Here is a 12,027-nt window from a genome sequence, read left to right as displayed (position 1 = left end):
AGACCTTGGATTGATTCTAAATTCAGCGAATCTACAATGCTGTTGACCAGGCGCACAGGGTCATTGGCATCAATATCTTGACCAAGTTCTGCAGGAAATAGCAGGATGGGGTCGGATATGTAAGGACGAAAGTGTAACTTTGTATTCATTAAGTAATTGATATTTGCTAAGTTACTCAAACTTAGTGAACGAACGAAGCCCTAGCTTGTGAAAGTTGGGGCTTTGTCGTTGGATGAGGAATAAAAAAAGGAGGCTGCCCCAAAAATGAATTTTGACACAGCCCCTTGCATGTCCTGCCGGTATCTGAAACCGGATTTACGGAAAAAATTGTTTTGCGTAGACGCTTGTTTAATATTCCTGCGGTTCTTTGTAACGTTGAGCGCGTTCGAATCCGGCAGGACGTTCGGGACGCGGCATAGCCTCTTTTACAATCAGGTTGCGCCCCATAAATTCTTGTTCATTAAGTGTTTCAATGGCATTGCGGGCTTCATCGTCGGATTCCATTTCCACAAATCCGAAACCGCGTGATCTGCGGGTTTCACGGTCAATTACAACGCGTGCATCTTTTACGATACCGAATTGTTCCATCAGACCTCTAAGGTCGTTTTCTCGAACCCTGTAATTCAGGTTCCCTAAGTAAATGTTCATATTCTAAAAAATTAGGAAAAACATAGGGCGAGACATTGTAATTCAGATCAGTAAAAGTGCGTTCATGGATTTTATTAGACCGAATCACGAGACCTGGCTTCATTTAACCCAATAAGCTGCTCTCGCGCACGGAAAGACTCGTACTCGCCTCCTATTGCGCAGTAAAGAAACGCTTTTTTCTTTTAATACGCAAAGAAAATGCCGTAAAAATCGTTCAATCGGCTTTGTTTGAAGCTTTACTCCGCTAACATGGACGGCGGCGTATTGATCAAGATCAACCTGGAGGTAGCGCGTGTAATGGCTGTATACAGCCAGCGCAGAAGGTTCAGATCTTCCGGTACGAGGGATAAAAATCCCATATCCACAAACACACAGGGCCACTGACCGCCTTGGGCCTTATGGCAAGTCATGGCATAGGCGTATTTTACTTCCAGAGCAGACCGGAAAGGATCTTGGCGAATGGCTTTTCTTCGTGCGGGAATAGATGAGATGTGCATATAATCCTGTTCGACTTCCCGGTAAAAACGCATTCGTTCATGATAGTTCATTTGTGCTTCTTCGGAAGTCAAGCCATCCAAAAGCAGCCGGACTTCCAATTCATTATCGTTGTCTTCCATGCGTATTGTGGCATCTGCAAACTTTAGCCCGTACATTTCGTGATACTTGTGCAGGCGCACTACTTCCACAATGTCTCCGTTGGCAATAAAATCCGATTTGTCGCGCCTTTTTGCATAGGTGTAGTTATTTCTTGCCACCACAAGCCTTTCGCCCCGCACCAGTTGCTCTTCGTAATCCAACACCTGAGACCGGATACCCATGTTGTATACCAGCGAACGTTTGTTGGAAAAGGCTATCACCTGGCATCCTTCCACACCGTATTGTCTATAATGTTTGTCCAGAGTGTCTATCAGTTCTGCACCTGTGATGGCTTCTATGTCACTGAATGTTCTTGCAGACAGTTTGACAGAAACTTTTTCTTCGTTTTTGTCCATACATCGGCGGATAAGGCCTCTTAAACAGGTTGCATTGTGTAAAATACCGGACTCGAATTGCTGGCGAACAACATCTGTCAATTCGCTTTCGTAAACCTTCATGCCGAAATTGCGCTCCAAAAGTTGCCGGTCCAATGCGGGGCTCATCTCCATTCCTACCGGAGGCAGCTGGGCAGCATCGCCTATCATCAGCAGTTTGCAGGCTTCACCGTTCCAGATGTAAGCCAGCAGGTCTGCCAGTAAATTTCCCGAACCGAATATCCCGGGTTCGGAGCCGTCCGTTGTTATCATAGATGCTTCATCCACGATGTAAACAGTCCCGGTGCGGTTATTCGACGAAAGCTTAAAACCGCCTCCTTCTTCCACTGAAGCCGCCGTACTCCGGTATATGGTACGATGAATGGTATATGCAGGCATACCCACCATGCCGGACAGTACCCGTGCGGCGCGCCCGGTGGAAGCCATCAGAACCACCTTTATTCCCATCCCGGTCAGAACGGATGCAACGGAACGGATCAGAAAGGTTTTACCCGTGCCGGCATATCCTTTAAGTAAAAAGAGGGCATACGGATCTTTATCGTACAGGTAGGAGCACAACTCGTCTATGGCTTTTTTTTGACTTTCGGTCGGATAAAACGAAAGATTTTCTATAAATTGTCGGCTTAAATCGTTGTCCTTCATTTCACAAATCGTATATTTGTGATTGCTAAGGTAAGGTTTATGTATTATTTATACCCTTGCATCGATAAATGAGGTCTTGTCTCAAACAAGCCGCTGTTGTGAATAGAATTTAATATCAACAATAAAAGGAAATATGAAAAATGTATTAAAAATCTTGCTGGCCATTGCGGTTATCATAATGGCTTACATCACTTTCCAGAGCATCAATGTGCCTGTGCGATTTGACAAGATTCAAAAGCAACGTGAGGCTGCTATTCAGAAACGCCTTAAAAACATTGCCCAGTATGAAGCTGCTTTTGAGTCTGTGTATAACCGCTACGCAACCGGAGAAGAGTTGAAGGCTTTTCTGGCTAATGGTAAGATGTATTACGTTAACGCAGAAGGTGAATATACAGACCAGATGCGCGATAAAGGAATTACGGAGAGGCAGGCTGCTGCACAGGGGTTGATTAAGCGCGATACCATTTGGATACCTGCGAAAGATTCTTTGCTCAAGGGTGATGTTTCTATCATTGCCGAACTGCTCAATATCCCCGGCAGTAGCGATAAACATATCAAAATCGATACGGCATATCTGGAGCAGGTGGTAGGTTTGGATACCATCCATGTGCCTGTGTTCCAGGCTACCGCTCTTTTCACCGACTATTTGGGTGATTTGGATCCGGTACGTTTGCAGGATAAGATCAATATGGAAGAAATGAAAACCCATGGTTTCCCCGGCTTGAAAATCGGTTCTCTGACAGAAGTTAAAAACACCGGAAACTGGGAATAATGCCCGTAGACAGCAATTTGAATATTCGAGAAACGGCTGCTATGGTCGAAAAACAGGTATTGTCCATTCGGTTTAGGCCGGATGGACTTACTTTTATACGCGAAAACATAGCCGACAATCTTCCTGTTTCTGCTCATAAGACCTGCATGATAGAGCCGGGTTACGGCAGTCATGTAGAGGCGTTTCAAGAACTCTTTTTCAGAAATCAGGAGCTGTGCCTGCCTTATAATAAAGTGCGTATTTATTACGAACCCGAGTCCTGGGTTATGGTGCCTTCGGAGTTGTTCGATGAAAAAAAAGGACATCTCTGGTTGGAGACGGTGGCGGAAGAGCCGGCTGATGATATAGGCCGGATTACAAAAACAACCACGCTTTCTTGCCCGTTGCCGGAAGAAGATCGTATTTTGGTGCTGTCTTGGGAAAAGGATCTCATCGGTTTCCTCAAACGAACTTTAATTCCCGCAGAGTTCATACCCTATTTCATACCGCATCTGGAAGTTCTCAAAGCACAGTCCAGACTCCGTACCGGGCGTATGCTCTGTGTACTGCTCCGGGAGAGACGTGCTGATTTTTTCCTGCTTCTGCACGGCAGGATAGAATTCGGAAATACCGTTGAATATACTCGTTCGGTGAATATGCAGGAGCTGACCGATGAGCTTGTTTTCTATGTTTTTACCATCTGGAATAGATTGAACCTCTCGACCGATAACGACATGCTCTGTATCAATTATCCGGCGAAAGAAGAGTGTGAGGGTGCTCTGATCGATCTGCATGCTGTAACCGATGAGCTTAAGCTCACCCTCGGTCGGTATATCCCCCGGATAGAGGAGCAACCCTTTTCTGTTCTCGCTAAACCTGAAGGATAATTCGTAAGCCGGCAATGAGGATTATAGGAGGAAAATACAAACGTCGGCGGTTCGATGTGCCGAAAACGTTCAATGCCAGGCCGACAACTGATTTTGCCAAAGAAAATCTGTTCAATGTTTTGGATGGATTGATCGATTGGGAGGGTTGCCATGCGTTGGACCTTTTCGGAGGAACAGGTAGCATTACCATGGAGCTTATTTCACGTGGTTGCGAGCATGTGACTACCGTCGAAAAAAGGCGTGAGCATGCCCGTTTTATCCTTGATGTGGCAGATAAACTCGGAGAAAGGAAGAAACTGTTGCTGATACAAAACGATGTGGCAAAAGCGGTTAAAATGCAGCAAAGCAAATCGGTGCAGTACGGCTTTATTTTTGCCGATCCTCCTTATGGATTGGAGTGGTTAGGGAAGTTGCCCGTGATGATTACCGGTATCGACTTTCCCGAAGAAAGCAAAGAGCATCATACAGCAACTGACGAACTTGCGATAAACTCTAAAAGCCTGCTTCGGGAGAACGGTATATTTGTTTTGGAGCATCCCGGGAGCTATTCGTTTGAGAGGCATCCTCTCTTTTTGCAGCATCGGGAATACGGTTCTGTCAATTTCACGATTTTTGGTCGTATCGAGTAGAGATCGGGTCGAAAATATTTATTTTACCGGTACGCTCCGGTTCATTCAATTGTTTTATATAACCATTATCCGGATTTGAAATGAAATTCCTTGTAAACAAACGTCTTGTTTATCTTACCGGTATTTTTCTGATTTTACTGGTTTTTCAGCTGATTATGCACCCGGTATTTTTGTTGCGTTATTTTGAACGGTCCTGTGCGGCAGGATGGATGGAGGTGCTGTCCGTTCCGCTTTATGGCATTCGTTTGGATGTGGTTATAGCCTCTTATTTATCTGCAATCCCTCTGGTTGTGCTTCTGACCAGTTTGATTTCATCCGCTCTTTGCCCGATACTTTCGTGGATTCTCAAAGTCTATTATATTATCGTCGCTATACTCCTGTCCGCTATTTTTACCATCGATCTCGAACTATTCGGTTTCTGGGATTTCCGTTTCGATGCTTCTGTTTTGCTGTATATGCAAAAGCCCCGGGAGGCTGTGGCAAGTATCGGTTTGGGGACTATCGTTTTGTATACATCCTTCTTTATTCTTTCCGCTTCTTTGCTGATATTTGCTTTGCTCCGTTTTCATCGTCGTTATTTCTCTTCTGCGGCTGTCAGGCCTTTCAGACAGGTTACCCTGGTGCTTCTGCTTCTTTCCGGCGGATTTCTGTTTCTGGGTATGCGCAGCAGCATCCAGACGTCTACGGCCAATGTGGGTATGGTCTATCATTCGCAGAATCAGTTTATCAATCAGGCCTCTGTCAATCCGGCATTCAATCTGTTTGCCACGCTTAGTCAGGAGAGGGATTTTACATCACAGACATCGTTTTTCACAGCTGAAGAGCGTGCGTCTTTATATCAGGAATTGAATACTCCGCTGATTCCGGCTGATTCCGTAGCGATAGAGCGTCCGAATATCAAACCGAAACGCCCGAATATCGTTTTAATTCTTTTGGAGAGTTTTTCGGCCAATGCCATCGGAGCCTTGGGAGGTACACCCGGTTTGACACCCTCGTTGGACAGTATAGCCGAAGAATCGGTGCTCTTTACCCATACGTATGCTTCCAGCTTTCGCACCGATCGGGGCATAGCGGCTGCCATCAGCGGTTATCCCGGCCAGCCTGCCTCGTCCATTCTCAAATATCCCGAAAAATCCCGCACGTTACCCTCCATTGCGCGTACCTTGAAGGAAAACGGATATGGTACTTACATGCTCTATGGCGGAGATATCGATTTTACCAACATGCGCAGTTATTTTTTGGGAACGGGTTATGAGAAGATTACGGAGGTAAATGATTTCCCCTTGAAGCAGCGTACCGGTAAGTGGGGTGTCAGAGACGAGCATACGTTTGCCCTGCTTGCACATGCGTGTAAAAAACTGTCGGGCAAGGGACGACCTTTCCTTTATACGCTTTTAACTCTTTCAAGCCATGAGCCTTTTGACGTACCCATAGAGGTGCATTCCGATCCTTATCTTAACTCCATCGCTTACACTGACGGATGTATCGGAAAGTTTATGAGAGAAATGAAGAATGAACCTGCTGTTTGGAATAATACGCTTTTTGTTTTCGTCTCGGATCACGGTTATCCTTATCCCAAAGAGGCAACGCCTGAGAGCCTTTTGCGCTATAAGATTATCATGATGTGGGCAGGTGGAGCGCTTGAACGGGGAATGAAAGTAGACCGCATCATGGCGCAAACCGATCTGCCCGCTTCGCTGATGGCATCGCTCGGGTTGCCTCATGACGAATTTATTTTTTCAAAGGATATATTCTCTCTCGAAAGTCCTTCGTACGCATTCTTCAGTTTTCCCAATCTGTTCGGTCTGGTTACTCCGGACGGATCTACTATCTATAATTTCACCCAGCGAACCACGACTTATCAGGCAGGAGAAAACCGCGAAAGAAATATTCGTTATGGCAAAGCTTTTCTGCAAACGCTGATGGAGGATATGCAAATTCGAGGTAATCAGAAAGCCATAAAAAAGTAACTCGGGGAAATCCTTTTATATTTTTCTTGAAATAAAAAGAACTGTTTCGCCGGAGGAGTTCGAATGTGTAAGCCGGATTTCTAAACTTTCTGTTTAGAATTATTAGCCGATTTTTTTATCTTTACAAATAAGTACCTGCAACGGGTGTACGGATAGCCGGGTGCTCGTGTCGGAGCATACCGGTCTATTTGGGAGTACGGCCTACGATCTTTGGACTATGTATGCTCGTATGCAGCGTATGAAAGAGGCAGGTGCAACTTCGTATAACTGTCTCGTTTGGATATAATTTGGTTTGACGCTTGAGGTTCGCAGCACGATATTGATGAAAAAACAGAAGAACTTCAGAGTCGGTTAACCTTTTAAAAAGCAAAAAAATGAAACTACATAATGACAAACAATTGGAATATAGCCTCTCTCTCCGAAGAGGAGGAGGTGCTGGCGGACCATTTGGCCCGGGAGTTGAACCTCACGGCTATTGTGGGGCGATTACTGGTTCTGCGAGGGATTACTTCTGTTGAAGAGGCACAAGAATATTTTCACCCGAGTTTAAGCAAACTGCATGACCCTTTTCTGATGCGGGACATGGATTTGGCTGTCAAACGGCTTAATAAAGCTGTAGGCAATAAGGAACGCATCTTGATTTATGGCGACTATGACGTGGACGGTACGACGGCCGTTACTCTTGTCTATAAGTTTTTGCGTAGCACTGTTTGCTCGCATGACGAGTTGAACTATTATATTCCCGATCGTTATGAAGAAGGCTATGGCATCAGTTACCGGGGCATCGACTTTGCCCACGAGTGGGGCGCCAGGCTGATCATCGTACTGGATTGCGGTATCAAGGCCATTGAAAAAGTGGCGTATGCCAAGAGTTTGGGTATCGATTTTATTATTTGCGACCATCATAATCCTGATGAAGTGCTCCCCGATGCCGTGGCAGTACTGGATGCCAAACGAACGGATAATACCTATCCGTTTGAACACCTGTCCGGTTGCGGTGTGGGCTTTAAGTTGTTGCAGGCTTTTGCCCAGAGTAATAATATAGATATGAAAAAGCTGTACTGTCATCTCGATCTTCTGGCAGTGAGCATCGCAGCGGATATCGTTCCTTTGGTCGGGGAAAACCGCATCCTGGCCTATTATGGCATCAAGCAGCTTAATACCCATCCTTCACTTGGATTAAAAGGTATCATTAAGACTTCGGGTTTGGACGGCAAGCCTATCGATATGGATTCGATTGTTTTTAAGATCGGGCCTCGCATCAATGCCAGCGGACGAATGATGAACGGACGTGAGGCTGTGGATTTGCTTTTGGCCAGCGATAAAGACAGCGCTCGTAAACAGAGTGCCCATATCAATGAATATAATCTGGAACGGCGGAAGTTGGACCGCGTGACCACGGAGGAAGCTCTGTTGCAACTGAAGGAGGATGCCGAACTGGAGAATCGTAAAATTCTGGTGCTTTACAGCCCCGAGTGGCATAAGGGGGTTATCGGCATCGTGGCATCGCGTATTACGGAGCGTTATTACAGACCGACCATCGTACTGACCAGAAGCGGCGATCATATATCGGGTTCTGCACGTTCGTTGGGCGGATTCGATGTGTATAAAGCCATCGAGTACTGCAAAGATTTTCTGGTTAATTTCGGTGGTCATACTTATGCTGCCGGTCTTACCATCAAACCCGACTTTCTGAATGATTTTATCGAACGTATTCGCAGTTATGCCGAAACGGCCATGGAGCCGGAAGTGCTGGTACCGCAGATCGACATCGATGCTGAAATCAGTTTACACGACATAACACCGCGTCTGATGCGCGAGATCAAAAGTATGGCTCCTTTTGGCTCCGGTAATGAGAAACCTGTATTTGTTTCTCGTCATGCAGTCAATGCCGGGCGCACTCGTGCCGTAGGCGCACACGATGAACACTTGCGTCTGGATATAACCAATCAGGAGAATACGATAAAACCCATCAATGGCATTGCTTTTCAGTTGGCTAAGAAGAACCTCCATTACATTCAGCAAAAAAAACCTTTCAGTCTGGTTTATACGATAGAGGAAAACAACTATCATAGCAACAGCTTTATGCAGCTTCAAGTCAAGGATATAGCCTTGGAGCGTTAAGACTGTCGTTTTATACCGTTGCCTGCAGAGATGAGACAGCATATAGAGGAACCGGAGGAATACGAACAGACCGATGATTACCGGGATGATGAGCGGGGAATAGAAGGTGAAGTAATCTGGGATCCGTTAGCGGATGATACAATCGATTTTACTGCTGCCGGACGCCCGTATGAAGTTTCTGTTTTTCCCGATGGAATAGAAGATAAATCCTGCCTTGCAAACGAAGAAGAGGTCGGCGCACCGACCGATTCGCCCGAGGCTGTACTCAAGCGTTATTGGGGGTATGAGCAGTTCCGTCCTTTGCAGCGGGATATAATCGATTCCATTCTTGCCGGTAACGATACGTTGGGCCTGATGCCTACAGGCGGGGGCAAGAGCATAACCTTTCAGGTGCCGGGGCTCATGCTGCCGGGATTGACAATGGTCATAACACCGCTTATCTCCCTGATGAAAGACCAGGTGGACAGGCTCCGTTCCATGGGGGTGAAAGCTACTGCCATACACTCGGGGATGAAACGGGAGCAAATTCTGACTACAATCAGCAACTGCATCTACGGGCGATATAAGTTTCTATATGTTTCGCCCGAACGGTTGTCTTCCAAACTGCTTCTATCGCATCTCGAAGGGTTGAATGTCAGCCTTTTGGTGGTGGATGAATGTCACTGCATCTGTCAGTGGGGTTATGATTTTCGCCCCTCGTATATGCAGATCGATGAACTTCGACGTCTGCTGCCCGATGTGCCTGTACTGGCTCTTACCGCTACGGCAACACCTCCGGTGGTAGAGGATATTTGCAAGCATCTCGGTTTCCCTGAAAGCAGTAAAAAGCATATTTTTCGCCGGAGCTTTCTTCGTCCCAATCTTTCATATTCTATTCGCCGGACAAATAACAAGGAGGCAATGATGCTGCATATTTTGCAGCGGGTGGAAGGGGCTGCCATTATTTATTGCCGTAATAGAAAATTGACGAAAAGTATTGCCCGGATGCTTAATGACCAGAGTATATCCGCACGGTTTTATCATGCAGGCTTGAGTTATGTGGAGCGTGAACGCCGCCAGAATGAGTGGATGACCGGTGAAGTGCGTGTCATGGTGGCAACGAATGCTTTCGGTATGGGTATCGACAAGCCTGATGTACGTGTGGTCATTCATCTGATGATGCCTTCTTCTCTGGAAGAATATTTTCAGGAGGCCGGTCGTGCCGGACGCGATGGCAATCTTTCTTATGCCGTTGTACTGGTATCGGATGCCGATGAAGGAAAATTGAAACGAAAGTTAGGAGACCGGTTCCCTCCCATGGATTATGTACTGCGTGTGTACGAGTCCGTCTGTAACTATTTGCAGATAGGGGAGGGGGAAGGATTTGAACGCAGTTTCGATTTCGATATAGAGCATTTTATGCGCACATACCGTATGCATCCCACCCGTACCCGTTCGGCTATAGAAATTCTCCAGGCGGCAGGTGTGTGGGAATTTAGCGACAACGATAGCCGCAGCCGGTTGAATATACTGTACAGGCGCGAACAGCTTTACGAGTTTCATGAGCCTGATACGGATTTGCTCATACGCACCATTCTGCGTACCTATTCCGGGCTGTTCTCCGATTATGTCTTTATCGACGAACATGTTATTGCTGCAAAAACGGGTTATACTGCCAATGAGGTTTATTTGTTGCTTACCCAACTCAGCCGACGGGGTGTGATGCACTATATTCCTAGGAAGAATATACCCCGGCTTTTTTTTCATACACGCCGTGAGGATGCTGCCTATCTGCGCATACCGCCTTTGGCCTATACGTTCAGGCGTGAGCAGCTGGCCGGGCGCATAGAGGCTGTGCTGCATTATATTGCGGATGACAATGTTTGTCGCAGTCGCTTGTTGCTTGCATATTTCGGCGAAGAACTGATGCACAGTTGCCGACAGTGCGATGTCTGTTTGAAACGTATCCCCGAAAAGCTTCCGCACAGTCTGTTGGAGGATGTTGCCGTGCTGCTGGAAAAGACGCTCACACCTGAAAATCCGTCGTATACATTGAATGAATTTGTTTCGCTGTTGCCCGAATCGGGGGAAGAAGCCTTAGAGGCTTTGCGTATCGTCTTAGCTCAGGACAATCGCTATTTGCTTGATGGCGATACCCTTATTTTCCGCAAATCCTGATTTTTCCGCTGTCTTGATGTAATGTTTCTGCTTTCCGATTGTTGTAATAGTAAAAGAAGGCAGTTTCAGACCTGTTTTGCTTTGTAAAGCTGATAACACAATGGACAGAAAAACATTTGAAAGTACTGTTGCCCGCATGCATACCGACTTGACCGCTATGGCCACAGGGTTGCTGCATTGCACCGAAGATGCGGAAGATGTGGTGCAGGAATGTTTCCTCAAGTTGTGGACCCTGGATCTGTCTGATGCAGGAGATCTTCGTCCGTTGGCTTTTACTGTTACCCGCCATTTATGCCTGAACATGCTTCGGCGGAGGAAATTGACGGAGTTGCAGATGCCCGAGTTTTACGATAATCCGGATGAACTCCCTAATCCCGAAGCCGAATTGATCAACCGCCAGCAGGTGCAGCAGGTATTGGCGATTATCGATGAACTGCCCGGTCTGCAGCAAATGATTTTGCGGATGAAACACATCGAGGGAATGGAAGTGGAGGAAATCTCAAAACTCACGGGCAGCAATGCCGGAGCCATACGTACCAATCTCTGCCGTGCACGCCGTGCTGTGTGGAATCGTTTTAATAAAGAGAATGAGCAATGAAAGCAAAAATAAATCGTGATAATGCACCCGACTTTGTAAACCGTTTTCTCGATGGTGAAACAAACGCGAAAGAAGAGCAGGCTCTTTACCGTTTTTACCGGCAGCATGCTCATTTGCCCGAAGAGTTGGAGGGCTACCGTACCATGTTTGCCTGGTATGAAGCCGGTATGCTGGGTGAACCGGAAGATTTTATCCGAAGCTATGCACACCCGAAGCGCATGCCATGGTTGCGTAAGTTGTACATCTCTTCCGGTGCAGCCGCAGCTGTTGCACTCCTTTTGACCGTTGGTCTGATGACTTTTCACAGGAATCGAAACACCTCTTTTCTGCCTTCGCAGTATGCTTGTTATAAGGATAGCTATGTGATGGAAGACGGGAAACGAGTGAAGGTTTCTACCGATGAGTTGATACGGATAATCGAAGCAACGAATAAAAAACTCCGAGACACGGAAAACTATGCACAGCAAAAGCAGGAACAGATAGAGCACTATCTAAACTACGACCCTGTGGAGGAGAAAGTCAAAAATCTCGATGACCCGGCTATCCGCATATTATTCACTGACTGAAAATCTTTAACTCATTAAATATAT

10 protein-coding genes are annotated in these 12,027 nt (G+C 46.4%); 8 read left to right on the top strand and 2 right to left on the bottom strand.

The genetic code is table 11. The annotated features are described in order from the left end of the window. Positions 1-348: 348 nt before the first annotated feature. The gene (locus A3GI_RS10670) at positions 349-648 is read right to left on the bottom strand and encodes an RNA recognition motif domain-containing protein (RefSeq protein WP_025079628.1); all 300 of its coding nucleotides are present in this window, start codon (positions 646-648) and stop codon (positions 349-351) included. Between the two features lie 236 nt (positions 649-884). Further along, positions 885-2,321 carry an ATP-dependent DNA helicase gene (locus A3GI_RS0105645; RefSeq protein ID WP_018360498.1) on the bottom strand — a complete coding sequence of 479 codons (1,437 nt, stop codon included), beginning with the start codon at positions 2,319-2,321 and terminating at the stop codon, positions 885-887. 133 nt (positions 2,322-2,454) lie between these two features. Between A3GI_RS0105645 and A3GI_RS0105640 the strand changes: the two genes are divergently transcribed. The 8 genes from A3GI_RS0105640 (at position 2,455) to A3GI_RS11210 (ending at position 12,003) form a co-directional block, all read left to right on the top strand. Continuing rightward, positions 2,455-3,093, top strand: a complete 639-nt coding sequence (locus A3GI_RS0105640; protein WP_018360497.1) for a hypothetical protein — start codon at positions 2,455-2,457, stop codon at positions 3,091-3,093. Beyond that, positions 3,093-3,959, top strand: a complete 867-nt coding sequence (locus A3GI_RS0105635) for a DUF3822 family protein (RefSeq protein ID WP_018360496.1) — start codon at positions 3,093-3,095, stop codon at positions 3,957-3,959. The genes A3GI_RS0105640 and A3GI_RS0105635 overlap by 1 nt, the downstream gene beginning before the upstream one ends. A gap of 14 nt (positions 3,960-3,973) precedes the next feature. Then, positions 3,974-4,588, top strand: a complete 615-nt coding sequence (locus tag A3GI_RS0105630) for an RsmD family RNA methyltransferase (protein WP_018360495.1) — start codon at positions 3,974-3,976, stop codon at positions 4,586-4,588. Positions 4,589-4,668: 80 nt separating this feature from the next. After that, positions 4,669-6,558, top strand: a complete 1,890-nt coding sequence (locus tag A3GI_RS0105625) for an LTA synthase family protein (RefSeq protein WP_018360494.1) — start codon at positions 4,669-4,671, stop codon at positions 6,556-6,558. A 387-nt stretch (positions 6,559-6,945) separates the two neighbouring features. Continuing rightward, complete coding sequence (gene recJ / locus A3GI_RS0105620) at positions 6,946-8,682, top strand: single-stranded-DNA-specific exonuclease RecJ (protein WP_018360493.1); 1,737 nt, start codon at positions 6,946-6,948, stop codon at positions 8,680-8,682. Between the two features lie 30 nt (positions 8,683-8,712). Further along, positions 8,713-10,839 carry a RecQ family ATP-dependent DNA helicase gene (locus A3GI_RS0105615; protein WP_018360492.1) on the top strand — a complete coding sequence of 709 codons (2,127 nt, stop codon included), beginning with the start codon at positions 8,713-8,715 and terminating at the stop codon, positions 10,837-10,839. A gap of 100 nt (positions 10,840-10,939) precedes the next feature. Then, positions 10,940-11,437 carry an RNA polymerase sigma factor gene (locus tag A3GI_RS0105610; protein WP_018360491.1) on the top strand — a complete coding sequence of 166 codons (498 nt, stop codon included), beginning with the start codon at positions 10,940-10,942 and terminating at the stop codon, positions 11,435-11,437. Further along, positions 11,434-12,003 (top strand): hypothetical protein, encoded by a 570-nt coding sequence (locus A3GI_RS11210; protein WP_018360490.1) that lies wholly within the window; start codon positions 11,434-11,436, stop codon positions 12,001-12,003. Before A3GI_RS0105610 ends, A3GI_RS11210 begins: the two co-directional genes overlap by 4 nt. Positions 12,004-12,027 lie beyond the last annotated feature (24 nt).

The sequence above is a fragment of the Porphyromonas macacae DSM 20710 = JCM 13914 genome (assembly GCF_000379945.1).
Lineage (GTDB): Bacteria > Bacteroidota > Bacteroidia > Bacteroidales > Porphyromonadaceae > Porphyromonas > Porphyromonas macacae.
This window is presented reverse-complemented; position numbering and strand designations above follow the sequence as displayed.

Excerpts from the sequence above, each read along its gene's own strand:
- A3GI_RS10670 (WP_025079628.1), bottom strand. The coding sequence starts at position 648 with ATGAACATTTACTTAGGGAACCTGAATTACAGGGTTCGAGAAAACGAC.
- A3GI_RS0105645 (WP_018360498.1), bottom strand. The coding sequence starts at position 2,321 with ATGAAGGACAACGATTTAAGCCGACAATTTATAGAAAATCTTTCGTTT.
- A3GI_RS0105640 (WP_018360497.1), top strand. The coding sequence starts at position 2,455 with ATGAAAAATGTATTAAAAATCTTGCTGGCCATTGCGGTTATCATAATG.
- A3GI_RS0105635 (WP_018360496.1), top strand. The coding sequence starts at position 3,093 with ATGCCCGTAGACAGCAATTTGAATATTCGAGAAACGGCTGCTATGGTC.
- A3GI_RS0105630 (WP_018360495.1), top strand. The coding sequence starts at position 3,974 with ATGAGGATTATAGGAGGAAAATACAAACGTCGGCGGTTCGATGTGCCG.
- A3GI_RS0105625 (WP_018360494.1), top strand. The coding sequence starts at position 4,669 with ATGAAATTCCTTGTAAACAAACGTCTTGTTTATCTTACCGGTATTTTT.
- recJ (WP_018360493.1), top strand. The coding sequence starts at position 6,946 with ATGACAAACAATTGGAATATAGCCTCTCTCTCCGAAGAGGAGGAGGTG.
- A3GI_RS0105615 (WP_018360492.1), top strand. The coding sequence starts at position 8,713 with ATGAGACAGCATATAGAGGAACCGGAGGAATACGAACAGACCGATGAT.
- A3GI_RS0105610 (WP_018360491.1), top strand. The coding sequence starts at position 10,940 with ATGGACAGAAAAACATTTGAAAGTACTGTTGCCCGCATGCATACCGAC.
- A3GI_RS11210 (WP_018360490.1), top strand. The coding sequence starts at position 11,434 with ATGAAAGCAAAAATAAATCGTGATAATGCACCCGACTTTGTAAACCGT.